Raw genomic sequence first — 20,219 nt, 5'->3', positions numbered from 1 at the left:
TCGTCAGGCTCAGCACGAACCGAGGTTGCGATAGGCCAGCGCGGCTTCACCCTCGTCGAAATGCTCGTTGCGCTCTCGCTCTTTGCCGCGATAGCGGCGATGGGGGTGAGCCTGCTACGCAGCAGCGTTGACACACAAGAGGCGGTACAGACGCGGCTCAAGGCCATGAGCGGGATGAACCGCATCCGCGCGGTCATGGCGAATGATCTGGCGCAGGCGGTGCAGCGGCCGACGCGCGGCGCGGCGGGCGAGGCGGTTCCGGCCTTCACCGGCTCGGCGAACGGCTTCGCCTTCGTTCATGCGGGCGCGGCGACGATCGAGGGGGGCGCGCGGCCCGATGTCGAACGCGTCGGCTATGCCCTGATCGGTGGCGAGTGGCGCCGCGCGGTGCAGCCGACGCTCGACGGCACGACGCTCGGCGACGGTGACCGGCTGGTCGGTGACGTTTCGGCGGCTGCGGTGCGCTACCGCGACGAGCGCGGCAACTGGAGCGAAAGCTGGTCGAGCGATCCCGACGACCGTTTGCCGCGCGCGGTCGAGGTGCGATTGACCCGTGCCGGGCGGCCGCCGCTGACGATGCTGTTCCTGACCGCGCCGACGCTCCCACCGCCGCCGCCTTCGCCGACTGGGGCGACGCCATGACCGGGCCGACACGGGACGATCGCGGGGCGGCGCTACTCAGCGTGTTGCTGCTCGTCGCGGTCATGGCGGTGATCGCAGCGACCGCGCTCGACCGGTTGACGCTTGCGACGCGGATCGCGGCCAGCGCCGCGACGGTCGATCAGGGACGCGCCTATGCCTTTGCCGCCGAACAGATTGCGCTGCGGCGCGTCGCCAATCTGGTGGCGCGCGATCCGTCGCGACTGTCGAATGATGGCGATTGGCTCGACCGCGATTTTATCCTGCCGCTGCCGGGCGGGCAGGGGAGCGCGCGACTGGGCGACGCCGATAATTGCTTCAATCTCAACAGCCTGGCCGCCGAAACCGCGCCGGGAAAGCTCAGCCAGCGGTCGGGCGCTACCGCGCAATTTACCGAGCTGATGGTGCTGCTCGGTATCGACCGCGGGCAGGCGATGGCGATTTCCGGCGCAGCGGCCGACTGGATCGACAGCGACGGCAACGACGGGCCGCTCGGCGCCGAAGATGGCGTCTATCGCGCGCTCCCCGGCGCCTATCTGCCCGCAAACCGCAAGATGGCCGATGTCAGCGAATTGCGCGCGGTGCGCGGCGTGACGCCCAAAATCTATGCGCGGCTGAAGCCGTGGATATGCGCGTTGCCGCGCGCCGAACCGGTGAAGCTGAACGTCAACACGCTGCGTCCCGAACAGGCGCCGCTGGTCGCGATGCTGATGCCGGGGCAGATCAGCATCGCCGATGCGCGGGCGGCGCTGGCGGCCCGGCCCGCTGGCGGCTATGGCAGCAGCGTGCGATTCTGGGAGGCGCGATCGCTCGCCCGGCTCGATCCGCCCACCGATGTGGGTGAACAGGCCGCGGTGACCAGCCGGTGGCTCACGCTGACGACGCAAGTGACGATTGGGGACGGGTTTTTGACGGCACATTCGCTTATCGACGTCAATGGCGGCGCGCCGGGCGCCGGTCAGGCGCCGCCGGTCATCGTCCGCCGGGACTGGGGCGAGGCCGACTGACGTGGCGCGGACGCTGATCCTCTGGCTGCCGTCGGCGGCGGCGCTCGGTGGCGACGAAGCCGCGCGGCCTGTCTGGCTGCGCGTCGACGCCGGTGTGATCGTCGATAGCGGGCAAGATGACGGCTGGCTCGACGCCTGGGAGAAACCACAGGACGACGCGGGCGACGATCGGCTCATCGCGCTCGCCCCTGCAGGCGACGTGCCGATCCATTGGCGCGCCTATCCCGACGCGGCCCCCGCGCAGGCGGCGGCGGCGGCGCGGATCGACGCGCTGCGCGACAGTCTGGGCGACGCGGCCGGACTGCACATCGTGGCCGGTGAGCCGGCCGAGACCGGACAGGCGGTGCCGGTGGCCGTCACCACCCACGCCGCGATGAGGGCCTGGACCGGCTGGCTCGCGGCAGAGGGGCTGACCGCTGCGGCGATCCTTCCCGCCGCCGCCATCTTGCCGCCGCCCGACGCCGATCATTTGTGGACCGCCGACCTTGGCGGCGAAGCGATCCTGCGCTCGGCCGATCGGGCATGGCGCTCCGATCCGGAAATCGACGCGCTGGTCGCGCAGGAGCTGACGATCATCCCGCTGGGCGCCGATGCGGCGCGCGAAGCGTTGCTGCTCTCGCTCGCCGCGCCGCCGCTCGATCTGCTGAGCGGAAGCTGGAAGCCGAAGCGCCGCTGGGCGGTCGATCCGGATCTGGTGCGGATCGGCAAGCGCCTGCTCGCGGCGTTGCTGATCGTCAGCCTGCTGATCCCGGTCGTCTATGCGGTGCGCCTTGCCGCCGACATCCGCCGCGCCGATGCCGCAGTTGTTGCGGCTGCGGCGACGCTGGGGATCGAAGCCCCCGATGCGACCGCGGCGGAAGCCGAAGTCGATCGCCGGTTGGCCAGCGCGGGCGGCGGCCCGCTTGCCTTTTCGGTCCCGGCGTCGGCGCTGTTCGATGCGATGCGCGACACGCCGGGGGTGACGCTCAAGACGCTGTCGCACCGCACCGACGGGACGCTGACGACGACACTGGCGGGGCCGCGCGTCGATGATCTCAACAAGGTGCTGCTGGCGCTGCAGGCGCGCGGCTATCGCGTGACCGCGCAGCCGATGGCGGGCACCGACGGCCAGCAGATGGCAAATATTACGGTTCGGGCGGTGCCATGATCGACAGGATGCGCAATTGGTGGGCGGGTTTGTCGCGGCGCGAGCATTGGCTTGTCGGCGTTGCAGTGGCGTTGGCGCTGGCGGTGCTCGTCTGGGCGCTCGGTCGTCCGGCCTATGCGGCGCTGGTCGATCTTGGCAGCGACCATGCCGCGGCAATCGAGCGCGAAGGGCGCGTCGCGGCGAAGGTGCATCTTTTGTCGCAGCGTCCGGCGAAGGCGGTTGCCGCCGCCACCGATGCGGTAGCGATCGACCAGTTTCTGGCGCAATCCGCGGGCGAGATCGGCCTGACGCTCGACCGTAACGAAGCGCGCGGAACGGTGCAGGCAACCATCGCCATCGCGACCGCGAAGGCGCCCGTCCTCAACGACTGGCTCGCGGCGCTCGAGACGCAGGGATTCATTGTCGATCAGCTCACGGTCACCCCCGCTGCCGACGGCACGGTGGGCATGACCGCCGAACTGCGCAAGGGCAGACAGTGATGGCCCGCTCGCACCGTCTCTGGATCGCCGCCGCGGCGCTGCTCGCGCTGCTGCTGATCGCCGCGACCTTTCCGATGCGGCTGGCATTGTCGCTCGCCGGGGTCGCCGACGCGGGCTTCAGCGCGCGGACGGTGCGCGGCTCGGTGTGGTCGGGCGAACTTGTCGACGCGCGATTGGGCGCTCTCCCGCTCGGCACGGTCAAGGCCAGCCTGTCGCCGCTCGCCCTGCTGACGGGCAGCACGGAACTCGCCTTTGCGCGCCAGGACGATCGGCTGGGCGCCTTGTCGGGCCGACTCTACGCCACCAACCCGCGCGGCGCCGCCGACGTTAACGGCGTCACGACGCTCGCGGGCGGCCTCGGCGCGATCCCCGTCGACACCCTCCGCTTCGAAGGCGCCACCACACGCTTCGACAATGACGGGAAATGCGTGGAAGCAAGCGGACGGGTGCAGCTTTCGATCGCGGCGCCGATTGCAGGTCTGGATCTGGCGCGCGGGCTGTCGGGCCCGCTGAGCTGTGCGAACGGGCGTGCACAGGCGGCGCTGAGCAGCCAGTCGGGGATGGAGCGGCTGACGCTGGGGTTTGACGGTCGTGGCGCGTGGCGCGCGCAGTTCGCGATCACCGTCGACGACGATCCGTCGATGGCGGCGGCGTTGACTATGCTCGGCTTCCGTCCGGCGTCGGACGGCTACGTGCTGGCGACCACGGGCCGATTCTGACATGGCGGCGTTCGACGCCTTGCCCTTTGGCATGGGCGTCGGCCTGGCCGCGTTGGCGGGGTTGCTGCTCGGTAGCTTCCTGGCGACGCTGGTGCTGCGCTGGCCGCTGGGGCGGTCGGTGTTGCGCGGGCGTTCGCAGTGCGAGGCGTGCGGCACGGCTCTGACCGCGCGCGACCTAATACCCTTGCTGTCGGCCATCGCGGCGCGTGGCCGCTGCCGTCATTGCGGCGCGCCGATTGACGCGCTGCATTGGCGGGTCGAATTGTTGTCGGCGGCGATCGGGGCAGCGGCGCTCGCGCTGATGCCCGGCACGGCGGGCTGGCTGTGGGCTCTGTTTGGCTGGCTGTTGCTGCCGCTCGCGCTGCTCGACGCGCGGCATATGTGGCTGCCCGATCCGCTCAACGTGGTGCTGGCGCTCGCCGGACTGCTGCTCGCCGGGCCGCTGCTCGAAGTAAGTCTGCTCGATCGCTGGATCGGCGCGGTGGCCGGCGGGCTGGTCCTCGCCGGCATCGCTGCCGCCTACCGGCGCGTGCGCGGGAGCGACGGGATGGGCGGCGGCGATCCCAAGCTGGTCGCGGCGATCGGGTGCTGGATCGGGTGGCAGGCGCTGCCGCTGCTGTTGCTGCTCGCCAGCCTGGGCGGGCTGGTCTGGGCGCTTGGCGCGCAACGAAAAGGGGACGGTCCGCTGTCGATGCAGGCCGTCCCCTTCGGTGTGTTCGCCTGCACCGCCGCTTGGGCGACGGTGCCGCTGTGGCCGTTGATCAGCGGCCGATAACGACCGTCGCCGCGCGGCGGTTCTTCGCCCAGGCTTCCTCGTTCGATCCGAGTTCGGCCGGCCGTTCCTTGCCATAGCTGATGACATTCATACGGCTCGGGTCGATGCCGAGCGAGGCGAGATAATTCTTCGCAGCGTTGGCGCGGCGTTCGCCGAGCGCGATATTATAGTCGCGGGTACCGCGTTCGTCGGCATGACCTTCGATCGTCACGCGCACCGCGGGATTGCGCTGCAGCCATTGCGCCTGGCTTTGCAGCGTCGCCATATCCTCTGCATCGACATTATATTGATCGAAGCCGAAGAAGATGCGGTCCGAGGCGACGTTGGCGATGAAGTCCTGCTGCGAACCCGGAACGACCGCATTGGGATCGGTTCCCGTGCTGGTCCCGGTGTCGGTCCCTTCGGGGGCCGGCGGCAGCGTTTCGGGGGCTTTCTTCGAACAGGCACCCACAGTCAGCATGGTGATCGCCGCGATCATCGCGGTGGTTTTGCGTATCGTCATGTCGTCTGTCCTTTTTGTTGCGTTTTCAGTCGTGGCGAAATGCGATGAACGTCAATTTAACACAGGATTGAACCCCGCGGTTTTCCTTTGGTTCCGCGCGCGCCGGCGCGCCTCAGGGCAGGATCGGGCCCCAGCTCGGGTCGGACCCGTCCTGCGGCGTCGGCAACCGGCGCAGGTTCACGCCGGTCAGGTCGACCTGCCAGATCGTCGATTTGCCCTCGCGGCCCGATGTGGTGCGAAAGAACTGGATCACACGGCCGTTGGGCGACCAGGTCGGCGCTTCGTCCTGCCAGCTGTTGGTCAGCAGCCGCTCGCCGCTGCCGCTGGGGGTCATCACGCCGATGCGGAACTCGCCGCCACCCATTTTGGTGAAGGCGATCAGGTCGCCGCGCGGCGACCATTCGGGCGTCGCATAGCGACCACCGCCGAAGCTGATCCGGCGCTGATCGGACCCGTCGACATTCATCGTATAGATTTGCTGGCTGCCCGACCGGTCGCTTTCGAAGACGATCTTCTTGCCGTCGGGCGAAAAGCTGCCGCCGACGTCGATGCCCGGTGCGTTGGTCAGCCGCACCGGCGTGCCGCCTTCGGTCGAGATGCGATAGATGTCGGTGTTGCCGCCGACTGCCATCGAAAAGAGGATCTGCCGGCCATCGGGCGACCAGCGCGGTGCGAAGGTCGCGTTGCGGCTTTCGGTCACCAGCTTCTGCGTGCCCCCATTGACGTCATAGATGAAGACGCGGACGCGGTCGTTCAGATAGCTGACATAGACGATCTTCTTGTAATCGGGCGAGAAACGGGGGGACAGCGCCAGCGCCTGACCATTGGTGATGAAGCGGTGGTTGCCGCCGTCCGAATCCATGATCGCTAGGCGCTTGATCCGGTTCCCCTTGGGGCCGCTCTCGGCGATGTAGGCGACGCGGCTGTCGAAGAAGGGCGATTCCCCCGACAGGCGTGAATAGATGGCGTCGGCGCATTTGTGCGCGGCGCGGCGCCAGTCGCCCGGCTGGATCTCGAAACCCTGCCGCACCAGCTCGCTGCCGAGTTGGGTGTCATAGAGATAGCAGCCGACGACGAAGCCGCCGGTGCTGTTCGTCTGGACGAATCCATGGACGACATTTTCGGCGTTGCGCGCCTGCCAGTCGGCGAAGCGTGGCGCGCGCACTTCTGCCATGCTGATCGCGCGAACGCTGCCGGGGCCGAGCGGCGCGTAAAGCCCGCTGCGTTCAAGGTCGGCGGCGATCACATCGGCGATCTGCCGCCCCAGATTGTCGGTGCGCAGCCCGGCGACGGTGGTGACGGCAGGCGTGGCGAAAGCGGGAACCGCGATGACCGTGCGGTCCTGGGACAGCGTGCCTTCGATCGTTTCGCGCGGTTCGGTGGGGACCGCAGGGGCGGGTGTGGGCGATGCGACCTGCGCCAACGCCGGGGCGACGGACAGCATGAGCGCGAGCGGGAGGGCGATGGAGCGAAGCGGCATCTCTCTTACCTCTTGATGAAATCGAGCGTGTAATTCTGCCAGAAGCTGTAATTTTCCTCAGGCAGGTCGAAGGGGGCGGCGAGTTCGATGGCACGCTTGGCGCATTCCTGATGCCGCTGGACCTGGAATTTGTTGCTGTCGTTCTGGCCGCTCGTCTCGACGCTGGTAAATCCGGCGAGCGCCCCCGACTGGGTCAGGCGGAATTTGACCACGGTCTTGAGTTGATCGACATCGACGCCGCTGATGCGGCATCCGTTCCAGCGCGGGCCGACGGCGGCCTTGATGCTGACGTCGATCGAGCGCTTGACCTCGGCCGCCGTCGCGGCGGCCGGTGCGCCCTTGGAAGCCGGTGCCTTTGGCTGTGATCGGCTCAGCCCGTCGACGATGCCGTCGAGACGGCCGGTGGGGCGCGACGACTGTTTTTTCGGTTCGGCCTTGGGTGTCGGCCGCGGCGGCGCCTTTTGGGCCGCTGGCGGGGATTTCTTGGGCGTGGCCGGAACGGGCTTCGCCACCTGCTTTGGTGCGGGGGCGGGCGTCGGGCGGACGACGGGCTCGGGCAGCGGCGGCGTCGGAACCGGTTCGGGCGGCGCGGCGATATCGGCCGCATCCTCCTCGCCCAGCCGTGCGGCGGGGGGATTGGCGCTGATGACCGGCGCGGTCGATTGCGGCGCCGTCTCGGCGATCAGATCGACCTCCATCGGCGGATTGTCGAAGCGGCGCTGGCCCGCGGTCCATTGCACCGACAACAGCACGATAATCACGACATGCGCGGCGACGGCCACGGCGATGCCGCGTCCCTGTGTCCCCCCATATGCCCGCGTTTCGGCCATGATCTTGACCCTATGGCCGCGTTTCTGAACCGTCCGTGACCGCGCTTTCGGCGGCAGCGGCGGTATCGGTGTCGGCGCCTGTCGTCACCAGCGCGATGCGCGACAGGCCGGCGCGGTTGAGTTCGCCCATCACCCGCATCACCCGGCCATAGTCGAGCCCCTTGTCGGCGCGCAGCATGATCTGGCGCGGCTTGTCGCCGTCCTTCGTCTCGCGCGCGATGGCATCGAGGCGGGCCGGCAGTTCGGCCTCAGGCACGACCTGGTCGCCGATATACAGCGTGTCGTCGGCATTGATCGACAGTTGCACCGGCTCCTGCTCTTCGGTCTCGATCGGCTTGGCCCGGCTTTCGGGCAGATCGATCGGCACCGCCGAGGCAAGCAGCGGCGCGGTGATCATGAAGATGATCAGCAGCACCAGCATGACATCGACGAGCGGGGTGACGTTGATCTCCGACATCGGCGCCCGGCGCCCGCCGCGCCCGCGGCGGCGCCCGCCGACGCCGCCCGAAGGTCCGGTCATCGCCATCAGCCTTCGACCTCCAGTTCGCGGCTGAAGGTCGCGTGAAGGCCATCGGCAAAGCGGCCGAGCCTCGATTCAAGCCGGTTCAGCCGCTGCGAAAAGGCGTTATAGGCAATCACCGCGGGGATGGCGGCGAACAAGCCGATCGCGGTCGCGAACAGCGCCTCGGCGATCCCCGGCGCAACGACGGCGAGGCTGCTGTTGTTCGATGCGGCGATCGCGGTGAAGCTGCGCATGATCCCCCACACCGTCCCGAACAGACCGACGAAGGGCGCAACCGAACCGATGGTGGCCAGCGTGCCGATCTTTTCGGCGAGGCGGTCGACCTCGCCGGCGACGGCGCTGTTCATCGCAATGCCCAGCCGTTCGCGCGTTCCTTCACGGTCGATGACCTTGCTCCGCGTCGAACGGCGCCACTCGCCGATCCCCGCCGCCAGCACCTTCGCGCTCGGCAATTCTTCATTGCCATTCTTGTCATAGAATTTGTCGATATTGTCGGCGCGCCAGAAATCGCGCTCGAAGCTGTCCGACGCCTTCATCATTTTGCCGACGCCGCGGCCGTGGGTGAAGATCACCGCCCACACATAGATGGACGCGGCAAGCAACCCGATCATTACCGCCTTTACGATGATATCGGCCTGCAGAAACAGCGCGATGGGGGACAAGGTCGCCGCGTCGGCGGCCAGCTTGATATTGTCTAGCAAGGGATGGTCTCTCCATTCATGATCGCGGTAAAGCGGCTGGCCCACCCGGCGGGCTGGCGGCGCGGCCGGCCCTCGGGCGACAGAAAGGCTGCGGTAACACGCCCGTTGGTTAACTCGTCCTGACCGCGAAGGATGCGTTGCGCGATAATCACGCTCGCGCCGCGCACCGCCTCGACGGTACTGACGACCAGCAAATCGTCGTCGAGCTTGGCCGGGCGTACATATTTGATCGCAAGGTCGGTCACGGCCCAGGCGCCTTCGCCCGCCTCCATCGCCGCGCGCTGGTCGATCCCGGCGATGCGCAGCATGTCCGACCGGGCACGCTCCATATAGCGCAGATAATTGGCGTGATAGACGATGCCGCTGAGGTCTGTGTCCTCGAAATAGACGCGCAGCCGGTAATGATGCGCGGCCCCGACAAAGGCGCCGGGGATGAAAGGAGGCGGAACGTCAACCATAGTTGCGAGCGATAGCGATGCTTCGACTCGTCGCAAAGCCCTCTTGAACGATTCGTCGCAGCGCGGGGCCGGTTGGCGGAATCAAAGCCGCACTTTTCCGTCCTATTTTGCCGCGCCGCCGCCAGAATCGAATAGTCCGTCCTGCACGCCCGCGGGCGGATTGAGGCCCAGATGCTTCCACGCGCTGGCGTTGAGGCAGCGGCCGCGTGCGGTGCGGGCGATCAGGCCGATCTGGAGCAGATAGGGTTCGATCACATCCTCGATCGTGTCGCGGGGCTCGCTGAGGCCCGCCGCCAGCGTTTCGACCCCCACGGGCCCGCCGCGATAGATGTCGGCGATCATGGTGAGGTAGCGGCGGTCCATCGCGTCGAGGCCCAGCGCATCGACCTCCAGCCGGTTGAGCGCCGCGTCGGCCACCCGCGCGTCGACGATCTGCCCCCCCGCCACTGTCGCAAAATCGCGCACGCGGCGGAGCAGGCGCCCTGCGATGCGCGGCGTGCCGCGCGAACGCTTCGCGATTTCGAGCGCGCCGTCGGGCGCGATGCCGAGGCCGAGCAGGCGGGCGGCGCGGCCGATCACCTGTTCGAGTTCGGCATGGGTGTAGAAATTGAGCCGCACCGGGATACCGAAGCGATCGCGCAGCGGCGTCGTCAGCAACCCCTGCCGCGTGGTCGCGCCGACGAGCGTGAATTTGGGCAGGTCGATCCGCACGCTGCGCGCCGACGGCCCTTCGCCGATCATGATGTCGAGCGCGCGGTCCTCCATCGCGGGATAGAGGATTTCCTCGACTGCGGGCGACAGGCGGTGGATTTCGTCGATGAAGAGGACGTCGCCATCCTCCAGATTGGTGAGCAGAGCGGCAAGGTCGCCCGCCTTGGCGATCACCGGGCCGCTGGTCGACCGGAAGCCGACGCCCAGCTCCTTCGCGACGATCTGTGCCAGCGTCGTCTTGCCCAGCCCCGGCGGGCCGAAGAAGAGCACATGGTCGAGCGCATCGGCGCGCGCCTTTGCCGCCTCGATGAAGATGCGCAGATTCTCGCGCGCCGCCGCCTGACCCACGAACTCGGCGAGCGACTTCGGCCGCAGCGCGGCGTCGGCATCCTCGGGGGTGCGGATCGGCGTCGTCAGGGCGGGCTCAGTCATAATGCTCTATTGCCTCGCCGGTGATCGAAACCCAAGGCTCCTTGCGTTCCTCGTACACCGAATAGTCGGGGACGAAGCCGTGGCCGGGCGCGAAATTGCCGAGCGGGATCGCATAGGCGTCGTGATAGGGGCGCGCGCGATACCAGACGCCCGAACCGCAGGTGCCGCAAAAGAAGAAGTCGGCGGTGTTGCCGCTGTCGCCCGTATATTGCCACATCTTCGCGCTCGCTTCACCCTCGATGCGGACCTGCTCGGCGGGAAAGCGGACCTGTGCGGCAAAAGCGCTGCCGCTGCGCGCCTTGCACTCGCGGCAATGGCACACCGACACGCGGATCGGCTCGCCGGTGCAGGTGATGCGGATTTCGCCACAGCGGCACGAGGCATGGCGGGTGAGCGCTGTCATTTTGCCGCCTTTTTGAGCGCGACGCGAACCAGCGCATCCAGAGTGGCGCCCGCGCCCAGTTCCTCGCTCGCCGCGGCGACGGCGGCGCTGGCTTCGCCGGGTTTGAAGCCGAGGCCGGTGAGGGCGGTCACGGCATCGCCGAGTGGGCCGGCGACCGGGACGGCCGCGGGACCGGTGCCGGCGATCCCGCCCAGTGCGCCTGCCTTGTCCTTCAGTTCGTGCGCGATGCGTTGTGCGAGCTTCGGTCCGACGCCGTTGGCGCGCGCGATCATCGCGCTGTCGCCGCTGGCGAGTGCGCGCTGCAGGTCGGCGACTTCGAGCGCGGAGAGGATCGCGAGCGCGACCTTTGCGCCGACGCCCTGGACGCTGGTGAGCAGGCGGAACCAGTCGCGTTCCTCGGCGCGGGCGAAGCCGAGCAGGCGCAGGAAATCCTCGCCCACCAGCATTTCGGTGTGGATGGTGACATCGCCGCCGACCGGGCCGAGCGCGTCGAGCGTGCGCGCCGATGCCTCGACCAGATAGCCGACGCCGCCGACGTCGATCACCGCATGGCCTGCGCCGCTGCTGTCGAGCCTTCCAGTGAGTTTTGCGATCATTTCGCCGTGCTAGCGCGGTAGGAATGAAAAGGGAACAAATTTGAAATCATCAGAAGCGCGGCCGATGGTTCGCATGGCAGATCGCGACCGCCAGCGCGTCGGCCGCGTCGGCGCCCGCGACCTTCGCGCCCGGCAGCAGGATACGCAGCATCGCCTGCACCTGCTCCTTCGCCGCGCCGCCGGTTCCGACGATGGCCTTCTTGACGAGGCGCGGCGCATATTCGGCGACGGTCAGCCCGCCGCGCGCGCAGCCGAGCAGGACGACGCCGCGCGCGTGCGCGAGCTTCAGCGTCGATTGCGGATTGTCGTTGACGAACACTTCCTCGACCGCTGCCTGCGCCGGGGCATGGTCGGCGATCACGGCCGCGAGTGCAGTATCGAGATACGCCAGCCGGTCGGGCAGGGGCGCCTTTGCGTCGGTCTTAATCTGTCCGTTGGCGATGTGGCTGATCCGGCTGCCCTCGACGCGGATGATGCCCCAGCCGGTGCAGCTGAGCGAGGGGTCGAGGCCGAGGATGATCATCTTTCCGATCCTCCCTGTGCCGCAGGCATGGGGAGGTGGCAGCCCGAAGGGCTGACGGAGGGGCGAAGGCATTGCCCCTCCACCACTCGCTTCGCGAGCGGTCCCCCTCCCCATCGCTTCGCGACAGGGAGGAAATTTATCAACTCAATTTCTCCATCACCGCGTCGGGGATTTCGTAATTGCCCCACACGGTCTGCACATCATCGTCATCATCGAGCGTGTCGATCAGCTTGAACAGCGTCTGCGCGACGGCTTCGTCGGCGACTTCGCTTTTCAGCGTCGGGCGCCAGGCGAGTTTCACGCCTTCGGCTTCGCCCAGCTTGGCTTCGAGCGCCTTTGCGACTTCGTGCAAGGAATCGATGCTGGTCCAGATGTCATGGCCGTCTTCGGTCGATTCGACATCGTCGGCGCCCGCATCGAGCGCGGCTTCGAAGACCGTGTCGGCATCGCCCGCGCTTGCCGCATAGCTGATCATGCCGAGCCGGTCGAAGCCGTGGCTGACGCTGCCCGACGTGCCGAGGTTGCCGCCATTCTTGCTGAACGCGGTGCGGACATTGGTCGCGGTGCGGTTGCGATTGTCGGTCAGCGCCTCGACGATCAGCGACACGCCGCCGGGGCCATAGCCTTCGTAACGGATTTCCTCATAATTCTCGCCGTCATTGCCCGCGGCCTTGTCGATCGCGCGCTGGATATTGTCCTTGGGCATCGACTGCGCCTTGGCGGCGTTGACCGCCGCGCGGAGGCGGGCATTGGCGTCGGGATCGGGCAGGCCCATCTTCGCCGCCACGGTGATTTCGCGGCTGAGCTTCGAAAAGAGGCTGCTGCGCTTTTTGTCCTGCGCACCCTTGCGGTGCATGATGTTCTTGAATTTGCTATGGCCGGCCACGGCCTACCTCCCTTAACGGAAAAATCTGGGGCCGCCCCTAGCGCGAAGCGCGGTCGCAGACAACTACGGGCGGCGCCGCCGATCAGACAACTACGGGCGGCGCCGCCGATCAGACAACCACGGCGGTTCCCGAAGCGCTGACCATCAGCATCGACCCGTTCTGGCCGAGCACTTCATAGTCGAGATCGACGCCGATCACGGCATTGCCGCCAAGGCGCGCGGCTTCGGCTTCCATTTCCCCAATCGCTTCCTTGCGGGCGCGGGCGAGGACATCTTCATATTTGCCCGAGCGGCCGCCAACGATGTCGGTGATGCTGGCGAACAGGTCGCGGAACAGGTTCGCGCCGACGATCACCTCGCCGGTAACGATGCCCAGATATTCGCGGACCGGATGGCCTTCGACAGCGTTGGTCGTGGTGCTGAACATATCTTCCTCCCTGGCGTCTGCCGTCTATGCTTCAAGCGGAGAGGCGGTTCCGGGCCGCCGGTTTCGCGGAAGTTGTCAAACTTGTCGCTCCCCTCCGGTGCCATGATACCCGTCACGCCGAAACGGCCTGGTGGACCGGACAAACGAAGGCGTGACGGGTGACATGGCGAAGGGGGTAGCGCGGCCCGATAATGTAGGACAGCGATTTTTAGGAGTTCAGACGATGCCGAGCGCCGATTTGTAAACGTCGAGGATCGCTTCCATTTCCTTGCGGTCGTGGACCGGCATTTTGCGCAGGCGCACGATCTGGCGCATGATCTTGGGATCATAGCCCTGCGACTTCGATTCCAGATAAACGTCGCGAATATCGTCGGCGATGCCTTTTTTCTCTTCTTCCAGCCGCTCGATGCGCTCGATGAAAAGGCGCAGTTGTTCGTCGGCAGTCGTGGCTTCGCTCATTTTATGCTCCGATGGATATGGATGGTTGTGGCGAGAATCGCCTCGGGCGTCCGATTAGCGGGGTCAGGGATTCTTGGCCATGCTTTCTTCCATGCGGGCAAGCTGCTGAGGGGTGGCGGCAACGTGAAAGCGCGCCTTCCATTCGGCGGTCGGCATGCCGTGGACGATGGCGCGGGCGCTTTCCTTGTCGAGGTCGCCCGCTTCGGCGATCCAGTCGCCCAGGCAGTTGCGGCAAAAACCCGCGAGGCCCATCAGGTCGATATTCGCCGCGTCGCTGCGGTGGCGGAGCAGGCGGACAAGGCGACGGAAGGCCGCCGCGGCGACGGCATCGTCGATGCTGTCGAGGGGGTCGGCGGTCATCGGTTGGTCATCGCTGCACGACATGACATTCTCCGGTCTGTGGATGAATAGCTATACGGCGGTTGCGCTTCGGCAGGCAACGCGCCATGCCACGCGGCCGTAGCGATATTGTAGATCAAGAGACAAGCGGAGCAATTGTGGTCCAGAGCTTTACCCCCCGCCAGCGCAAGGTGCGTATTCTTGCCACGCTCGGTCCCGCGAGCGCCAATGCCGAAATGATTGCCGCACTGCACCGCGCCGGCGCCGACGCCTTTCGCGTCAACATGAGCCATGGCGACCATGAAGGCCATGCCAAGGTCATCGCGGCGATCCGCGCGCTGGAAAAGGAAACGGGGCGGCCCACGACGATCCTGGTCGACCTGCAGGGGCCGAAGCTGCGCGTCGGCACCTTTCGCGACGGGCCGGCCGAACTGGCGACGGGCGCCACCTTCATTCTCGATACCGACAAGGCCCCGGGTGATGCCGGCCGCGTCCACCTTCCGCATCCCGAACTGTTCGCCGCGCTCGAACCCGAAACGCGCCTGCTGGTCGATGACGGCAAGCTGGTGCTGCGCGTCAAGAGCGTCGCGCCCGACCGCATCGAGACGCTGGTCGAGGTCGGCGGCAAGATTTCGGACCGCAAGGGCGTCAACGTCCCCGACGTGGTCGTGCCGCTCGCCGCGCTGACCGAAAAGGATCGCCGCGACCTTGCCTTCGCGCTCGACCAGCATGTCGACTGGATCGCGCTTTCCTTCGTCCAGCGGCCCGAGGATGTTGCCGAGGCGCGGCGGCTGATCGGCGGCAAGGCGGCGCTGCTCGTCAAATTCGAAAAGCCCGCCGGGGTCGCGCGGCTGGAGGAAATATTGGAGATCGCCGACGCCGCGATGGTCGCGCGCGGCGACCTGGGCGTCGAATTGCCGCCCGAGGCGGTGCCGCCGCTGCAAAAGCGGATCGTTGCGGCGGCGCGGCGGATGGGCAAGCCGGTCGTGGTCGCGACCCAGATGCTCGAATCGATGATCGTCTCGCCGACGCCGACCCGCGCCGAAGTGTCCGACGTCGCGACCGCCATCTATGACGGCGCCGACGCGATCATGCTCTCGGCCGAGACGGCGGCGGGCGCCTGGCCGGTCGAGGCGGTGACGATGATGGATTCGATCGCGCGCTCGGTCGAAAGCGATCCCGACTATTACCGGCGGTTGCACTTCACCGAGACGCAGCCCGATGCGACCACCGCCGATGCGCTGGCCGAGGCCGCAGGCAGCATCATCGAGACGATCGCCGCCGATGCGATCATCTGTTTCACCGCATCGGGATCGACCGCGCGCCGCGTCGCGCGCGAGCGGCCGAATGCGCCCTTGCTCGTGCTGACCCCGAAGCGCGATGCGGCGCGGCGCATGGGGCTGCTGTGGGGGGCGCATGCGGTGCCGACAAAGGATATCGGCAGCTTCGAGGAGATGATCGCCAAGGGCAAGCGCATGGCGCTGCGCCACGGCATCGGCAAGGCGGGGGCCAAGCTGGTGATGATGGCGGGGGTGCCCTTCGGGACGCCGGGTTCGACCAATGTGCTGCACGTCGCGACGCTGACCGGCGACGAACTGCGCGGCTATAGCTGAACCGGACGCCGGCGCGGCCGAGTCGATTCAAATCGAGACAAGAGTTAGCGGCGGATTCAGAAAATTTTCGCGCTGATTCAGTTCGAGACGCTTTAAAATGGTAAATGGACTTTGCACCATTGACCGTGCGCGGCATAGTCGCTGGAACGAAGGCGACGGCGCACCGCGGTGGGGGCGCTTCTGCAAATCCGGAGGTTGAGCCCGCGTGTCCGCACCGTTCCGTTTTCCGCGCTTTTTCGTGACCAGCCCGGCGCCGTGCCCCTATCTGGCCGGCAAGACCGAGCGCAAGGTTTTCACCGAACTGAGCGGCAATAATGCCAATGAGCTGAACGACGCGCTGGGCCGGATCGGCTTTCGCCGTAGCCAGTCGGTCGCCTATCGCCCGAGCTGCGCCGATTGCACCGCCTGTGTGTCGGTGCGCGTCTGTGCAGGCGAGTTCAAGCCGAGCGGATCGCAGAAACGGACGATCCGCCGCAACAGCGATCTGGTTGTCACCGCGTGCAAGCCCTGGGCGACCGAAGAGCAATATGCGCTGCTGCGATCCTATCTCGGCGCGCGCCACCCCGATGGCGGCATGGCCGATATGGACGAGCAGGATTTTGCCGACATGGTCGAGCAGACTCCGGTTGACAGCTATATGATCGAATATCGCGAGCCGACGACCGATGGTTCGCGCGGCCGGCTCGTCGGCTGCTGCCTGACCGACCGTCAGGGCGACGGCCTGTCGATGATCTACAGCTTCTTCGATGCCGCCCATCCGCTGCGCGAGGGCCTGGGCACCTTCATCATCGCCGACCATATCCGCCGCGCGTCCAAGGCGGGGCTGCCCTATGTCTATCTGGGCTATTGGATCGAAGGATCGGCCCGCATGGCGTACAAGGCGCGCTTCCGCCCGCTGGAAAAGCTGGGGCCGGAAGGCTGGACGCGGTGCGAGCCGGTGGCCTCCGATCGCATTGCGGCGATGTTCGAGATCGCCTGACCGCCCAAGACGCGGCATTGTCGCTTCGAAAATCAAGTTCGCCGGCCGCCGCGCGCGCGTCGCCGGTTGACCTTTTCCCGCATTGACCTTTTCCCGCATTCAGGGGCATAGCTAGGCTTCCAGGACATAAGTCCGGGTCGCATCCGTAAATTGATCGCCAAATGGGGCCGGCGAGAGGGGGAAGGGATGCTGGTGCGCATGGTCATCTGCAGCAACGGCGACGGGCGCGACGGCGGATCGCGGAGCAATCGCGCGTGAGCGAGGCGGTCAAGGTCGCGATCATCGGATCGGGCCCCGCCGGCCTGAGCGCTGCGGCGCGCGCGGCGCAGCTCGGGCTGGCGCATGTGCTGCTGGAAAAGACCGACCATCTTTCGGATACGATCTTCAAATATCAGAAGGGCAAGCGCGTCCTTGCGACGCCCGAACGGCTCGATTTGCGGTCCGACTGCCGTTTCGCCGAGGGCGCGCGCGAAACGATCCTGGGCAATTGGGATCAGGATGCCGCGAACAACGGCGTCAATGTCGCCTATCAGGCCGAGGTCGTCGAGGTATCGGGGCAGAAGGGCGCCTTTTCGATCAAGACCGCCAAGGGCGCGGTGATCGCGGCGGAAAATATCGTCCTCGCCATCGGCACGCAGGGCAATCCCAATCGCCTGCGCTGCGACGGATATGATCTGCCGCACATCATCTATCAGGTCGACGACCCCGAGGATTTCAAGAACCAGCATATCACCGTGGTCGGATCGGGTGACGCGGGGATCGAGAATGCGCTCGGCGTTGCCGAGGAAGCGCTGGAAAACACCGTCACCATTCTGAACCGGTCGAAGGATTTCGCGCGCGCCAAGGCGAAGAATGTCTCCGACATGATGGAGGCGGGTGAGAACGGCTTTCTGTCGATCCGCACCGAAACGCAGCCCAAGCTGGTCCAGCCCGGCTGGCTGACGCTGGAAACGCCGAACGGCGACGAGCGGATCGAATGCGACGTGATCGTCGCGCGGCTGGGGTCGGTCGCGCCGCGCGGCTTCGTCGAAACGATGGGGATCGAATTCACCGGCCCGGACCGCGAAGCCTTTCCCAAATTGTCCCCGACCTTTGAATCGACCGTTCCGGGCATTTTCGTGATCGGCGCGCTCGCGGGCTATCCGCTGATCAAGCATTGCATGAACCAGGGCTATGACGTCGTCGAGTTCATCAACGGCAACAGCGCGCTGACCCCGGCCGACGAAAAGGATCTGGCGGCGATCTTTGCCGATTTGCCGCAGAAAAAATCGGTCAGCGAATGGCTCGACTATCTGCGCACGCGCGTCCGCATCTTCGCCGATGTGTCGCCGCTGCAGATGCGCGAATTCATGCTCGATTCGAAGGTCGCCTTCTATCGCCGCGGCGAGGTGGTGTTCGAAAAGGGCGATCCGGGATCGTCGCTGTTTGCGATCGCCGACGGTCATGCCGAGGTGGAAGTGGCACCCGGCGTCACGGTGCCGATCGAACAGGGGTCTATCTTCGGCGAGGTCGGGCTGATCTCGGGCCGCAAGCGCGGCGCGACGATCCGCGCCGGCGAGGACAGCATCTTCGTCGAGGTGTCGCGCACGGCCGCGCTCAAGCTGATGGCCGCAGTGCCGGGGGCGAAGCGCGTCATCAACCGCATCTCGCTCGAACGCCAGTTGCTGCAAATCTTCAAGGGCGGCCTGACCGTCGATGATCTGCAGGAGGTCGTCGACCAGGCCGAGGTCGTGCGCGTGCCCGCGGGCAAGGTGGTCGTGACCGAAGGCGAGCAGGGCGACGATGTCTATGTCATTCGGTCAGGCTCGATGGTCGTCGAAAAGGATATCGGCGGCAAGCCGATCTTCCTGCGCTATCTGCCCGCCGGCAGCTATTTCGGCGAAATGGGCGTGCTCAGCGGCGAGCCGCGCAATGCGACGGTCAAGGCCGCGGTCGGCAGCGAGGTCATCAAGCTGACCGGCGAAAGCTTTCGCAAGATGCTCGCCGTGCGGCCGCAGGTGCGCGCCGCGACCGAGGCGGCGGTCGCCGAACGCGCGGCGATGAACGCCTTCATCGAATCGCGCAAGGCGAGCTATTCGAGCGCGGTCGATCTTTATTCGGACACCGCCAGCTTCATCATGAAGGAGGGGCTGGGCGAGGCGACCGACGCGCTGCTGATCGACGAAAATCTGTGCGTCGGCTGCGACAATTGCGAAAAGGCGTGCGCCGACAGCCATGAGGGACTGTCGCGGCTCGACCGCGAGGCGGGCAAGACCTTCGCGCATCTGCATGTGCCGACAAGCTGCCGTCACTGCGAACATCCGCATTGCATGGCCGACTGCCCGCCGAACGTGATCCACCGTGGCCCCGACGGCGAGGTATTCATGGAACCGGGCTGCATCGGCTGCGGCAACTGCATGCGCAACTGTCCCTATGGCGTGATCCGCATGGAGGCCGCGCCGCCGCCGAAGCCGGGGCTGCTTAGCTGGCTGCTGTTCGGCAAGGGGCCGGGGCCGGGCGAACCGTCGCCCAAATGGACCAAGAAAAAGCTCGGCGACGAAAAGCCCAAGAAAATCGCGGTGAAGTGCGACATGTGCAAGGGCATCGCGGGCGGGCCCGCCTGCGTTCGCGCTTGTCCGACCGGCGCCGCGATCCGCGTGTCGCCTGAGGAGTTTCTGTCGATCGCGCGGCTCGAGGAGGATGCGGGCTGATGGCGAGTCTGTTTCCCAGAAGGCTTTTGGGTCGCCGCAACCGGGCCACCCAGACCGAACGCGTCCGCGAGCGCAAGCATGAGGGCTTTCTGCGCTACGCCAATTTCCGCTGGGCGAAGATTTCGGGCGGCCTGTGCCTGCTCGTCATCACCTCCTATGCGCTGATCGACGTGACGCCGCGCCCCAATGGCGGAAGCTGGTACGGCTATACGCTCGGCACCATCGGCGCGCTGCTGATCCTCTGGCTCACCGCGCTCGGCTATCGCAAGCGCAAGATGACGCGCGACGCCTGGTCGCTGAAGGCGTGGACGTCGGCGCATGTCTATCTGGGTCTGAGCCTGGTCGTCATCGGCACCTGGCACACGGGTTTCCAGCTCGGCTGGAACGTCCACACGCTCGCCTGGGCGCTGATGATGCTGGTCATCCTGTCGGGCCTTTATGGCGTGATCGTCTATGCGACGCTGCCCGCGGCGCTGTCGAACAATCGCGACGAGATGACGCAGATGCAGATGCTGGAGGCGATCCGCGCCTTCGACCGCCAGCTGCACGCCGCCGCGCAGCCGCTGTCGCCGGAGGACACGGCGCCGGTGCTCGCCTCGCTCGACGAAGATCCCTTCGCGGGGGGCATCAGGGCGCGGCTGACCGGGCGCTATCCGAAGGACGCGACGGCGGCGGCGCTGCGCGCGCTGTCGCTCGCGCACGGCGGTAACGCCGACGCGCGGCAGAAGGTCATCGGACTGCTTTCGCAAAAGGAAGCCGCACTGGCGCGTCTACGCGCGCATTTGCGTATCCGGGCGATGCTGGAGATCTGGCTCTATGTGCATGTGCCGCTGACCTTCGCGCTGATCGCGGCGCTGTCGGCACATATCATCAGCGTCTTCTTTTACTGGTGAGGCGGGGA

At 66.7% G+C, this 20,219-nt stretch carries 24 protein-coding genes; 10 read left to right on the top strand and 14 right to left on the bottom strand.

Annotation, left to right across the window (positions count from 1 at the left end):
• The first annotated feature begins 30 nt into the window (after window positions 1-30).
• The 6 genes from gspJ to P1IM2_RS06410 are packed head-to-tail and all read left to right on the top strand — an operon-like array spanning window position 31 to window position 4,766.
• Window positions 31-642: a type II secretion system minor pseudopilin GspJ gene (gspJ, locus tag P1IM2_RS06435; protein WP_260833939.1), complete on the top strand. Its 612-nt coding sequence runs from the start codon at window positions 31-33 to the stop codon at window positions 640-642.
• Entirely contained in the window at window positions 639-1,646 is a 1,008-nt protein-coding gene (gspK, locus tag P1IM2_RS06430; protein WP_186401846.1) for a type II secretion system minor pseudopilin GspK, read from the top strand. Before gspJ ends, gspK begins: the two co-directional genes overlap by 4 nt.
• 1 nt (window position 1,647) lies before the next feature.
• The gene (gene gspL, locus P1IM2_RS06425) at window positions 1,648-2,793 is read left to right on the top strand and encodes a type II secretion system protein GspL (RefSeq protein WP_186401845.1); all 1,146 of its coding nucleotides are present in this window, start codon (window positions 1,648-1,650) and stop codon (window positions 2,791-2,793) included.
• On the top strand, window positions 2,790-3,272 hold the full coding sequence (gene gspM, locus P1IM2_RS06420; protein ID WP_186401844.1) for a type II secretion system protein GspM: 483 nt from the start codon (window positions 2,790-2,792) through the stop codon (window positions 3,270-3,272). The genes gspL and gspM overlap by 4 nt, the downstream gene beginning before the upstream one ends.
• A complete protein-coding gene (locus tag P1IM2_RS06415; protein WP_186401843.1) occupies window positions 3,272-3,991 on the top strand; it encodes a type II secretion system protein N in 720 nt (239 codons plus the stop codon). The genes gspM and P1IM2_RS06415 overlap by 1 nt, the downstream gene beginning before the upstream one ends.
• Before the next feature lies 1 nt (window position 3,992).
• A complete protein-coding gene (locus P1IM2_RS06410; protein ID WP_186401842.1) occupies window positions 3,993-4,766 on the top strand; it encodes a prepilin peptidase in 774 nt (257 codons plus the stop codon).
• On the opposite strand, the gene pal is transcribed toward P1IM2_RS06410, so the two are convergent.
• The 14 genes from pal to P1IM2_RS06340 form a co-directional block, all read right to left on the bottom strand.
• Complete coding sequence (pal, locus tag P1IM2_RS06405; protein ID WP_186401841.1) at window positions 4,753-5,268, bottom strand: peptidoglycan-associated lipoprotein Pal; 516 nt, start codon at window positions 5,266-5,268, stop codon at window positions 4,753-4,755. The two genes, P1IM2_RS06410 and pal, sit on opposite strands and share 14 nt — an antisense overlap.
• Before the next feature lie 112 nt (window positions 5,269-5,380).
• Window positions 5,381-6,748 carry a Tol-Pal system beta propeller repeat protein TolB gene (tolB, locus tag P1IM2_RS06400; RefSeq protein ID WP_186401840.1) on the bottom strand — a complete coding sequence of 456 codons (1,368 nt, stop codon included), beginning with the start codon at window positions 6,746-6,748 and terminating at the stop codon, window positions 5,381-5,383.
• A 5-nt stretch (window positions 6,749-6,753) separates the two neighbouring features.
• Window positions 6,754-7,578 (bottom strand): hypothetical protein, encoded by an 825-nt coding sequence (locus tag P1IM2_RS06395; RefSeq protein WP_186401839.1) that lies wholly within the window; start codon window positions 7,576-7,578, stop codon window positions 6,754-6,756.
• A 10-nt stretch (window positions 7,579-7,588) separates the two neighbouring features.
• Window positions 7,589-8,104 (bottom strand): protein TolR, encoded by a 516-nt coding sequence (gene tolR / locus P1IM2_RS06390; protein WP_003039246.1) that lies wholly within the window; start codon window positions 8,102-8,104, stop codon window positions 7,589-7,591.
• A complete protein-coding gene (gene tolQ / locus P1IM2_RS06385) occupies window positions 8,104-8,802 on the bottom strand; it encodes a protein TolQ (protein WP_086456698.1) in 699 nt (232 codons plus the stop codon). The genes tolR and tolQ overlap by 1 nt, the downstream gene beginning before the upstream one ends.
• Entirely contained in the window at window positions 8,796-9,260 is a 465-nt protein-coding gene (locus tag P1IM2_RS06380) for a YbgC/FadM family acyl-CoA thioesterase (protein WP_086456697.1), read from the bottom strand. Before P1IM2_RS06380 ends, tolQ begins: the two co-directional genes overlap by 7 nt.
• A 102-nt stretch (window positions 9,261-9,362) precedes the next feature.
• Window positions 9,363-10,403 (bottom strand): Holliday junction branch migration DNA helicase RuvB, encoded by a 1,041-nt coding sequence (gene ruvB / locus P1IM2_RS06375; RefSeq protein ID WP_186401838.1) that lies wholly within the window; start codon window positions 10,401-10,403, stop codon window positions 9,363-9,365.
• The gene (locus P1IM2_RS06370) at window positions 10,396-10,806 is read right to left on the bottom strand and encodes a GFA family protein (protein WP_186401837.1); all 411 of its coding nucleotides are present in this window, start codon (window positions 10,804-10,806) and stop codon (window positions 10,396-10,398) included. Before P1IM2_RS06370 ends, ruvB begins: the two co-directional genes overlap by 8 nt.
• Window positions 10,803-11,402, bottom strand: coding sequence for a Holliday junction branch migration protein RuvA (ruvA, locus tag P1IM2_RS06365; protein WP_186401836.1), 600 nt, complete (start codon window positions 11,400-11,402; stop codon window positions 10,803-10,805). The genes P1IM2_RS06370 and ruvA overlap by 4 nt, the downstream gene beginning before the upstream one ends.
• Before the next feature lie 49 nt (window positions 11,403-11,451).
• Complete coding sequence (gene ruvC / locus P1IM2_RS06360; protein WP_062902116.1) at window positions 11,452-11,925, bottom strand: crossover junction endodeoxyribonuclease RuvC; 474 nt, start codon at window positions 11,923-11,925, stop codon at window positions 11,452-11,454.
• A gap of 139 nt (window positions 11,926-12,064) precedes the next feature.
• Window positions 12,065-12,811, bottom strand: coding sequence for a YebC/PmpR family DNA-binding transcriptional regulator (locus P1IM2_RS06355; protein ID WP_186401835.1), 747 nt, complete (start codon window positions 12,809-12,811; stop codon window positions 12,065-12,067).
• Window positions 12,812-12,920: 109 nt separating this feature from the next.
• On the bottom strand, window positions 12,921-13,238 hold the full coding sequence (locus tag P1IM2_RS06350; RefSeq protein ID WP_058812003.1) for a YbjQ family protein: 318 nt from the start codon (window positions 13,236-13,238) through the stop codon (window positions 12,921-12,923).
• 216 nt (window positions 13,239-13,454) lie between these two features.
• Window positions 13,455-13,697, bottom strand: a complete 243-nt coding sequence (locus P1IM2_RS06345) for a DUF2312 domain-containing protein (protein WP_003039223.1) — start codon at window positions 13,695-13,697, stop codon at window positions 13,455-13,457.
• 63 nt (window positions 13,698-13,760) lie between these two features.
• Complete coding sequence (locus P1IM2_RS06340) at window positions 13,761-14,081, bottom strand: DUF1244 domain-containing protein (RefSeq protein ID WP_003039221.1); 321 nt, start codon at window positions 14,079-14,081, stop codon at window positions 13,761-13,763.
• Window positions 14,082-14,194: 113 nt separating this feature from the next.
• Between P1IM2_RS06340 and pyk the strand changes: the two genes are divergently transcribed.
• The 4 genes from pyk to P1IM2_RS06320 all read left to right on the top strand — a co-directional run bounded on the left by pyk (window position 14,195) and on the right by P1IM2_RS06320 (window position 20,211).
• Window positions 14,195-15,649, top strand: coding sequence for a pyruvate kinase (gene pyk, locus P1IM2_RS06335; protein WP_186401834.1), 1,455 nt, complete (start codon window positions 14,195-14,197; stop codon window positions 15,647-15,649).
• Window positions 15,650-15,854: 205 nt separating this feature from the next.
• Window positions 15,855-16,628, top strand: coding sequence for an arginyltransferase (locus P1IM2_RS06330; RefSeq protein ID WP_186401833.1), 774 nt, complete (start codon window positions 15,855-15,857; stop codon window positions 16,626-16,628).
• 254 nt (window positions 16,629-16,882) lie between these two features.
• A complete protein-coding gene (locus P1IM2_RS06325) occupies window positions 16,883-19,318 on the top strand; it encodes a cyclic nucleotide-binding domain-containing protein (RefSeq protein ID WP_186401832.1) in 2,436 nt (811 codons plus the stop codon).
• Window positions 19,318-20,211 carry a hypothetical protein gene (locus P1IM2_RS06320; RefSeq protein WP_254535859.1) on the top strand — a complete coding sequence of 298 codons (894 nt, stop codon included), beginning with the start codon at window positions 19,318-19,320 and terminating at the stop codon, window positions 20,209-20,211. The genes P1IM2_RS06325 and P1IM2_RS06320 overlap by 1 nt, the downstream gene beginning before the upstream one ends.
• Window positions 20,212-20,219: the final 8 nt, after the last annotated feature.

The sequence above is a fragment of the Sphingopyxis sp. P1IMeth2 genome (genome assembly GCF_900185685.1).
In the GTDB taxonomy this organism is placed as follows: domain Bacteria; phylum Pseudomonadota; class Alphaproteobacteria; order Sphingomonadales; family Sphingomonadaceae; genus Sphingopyxis; species Sphingopyxis terrae_A.
Note: the sequence above shows the minus strand (reverse complement) of the source record. Positions and strands in the feature narration are given on the sequence as shown.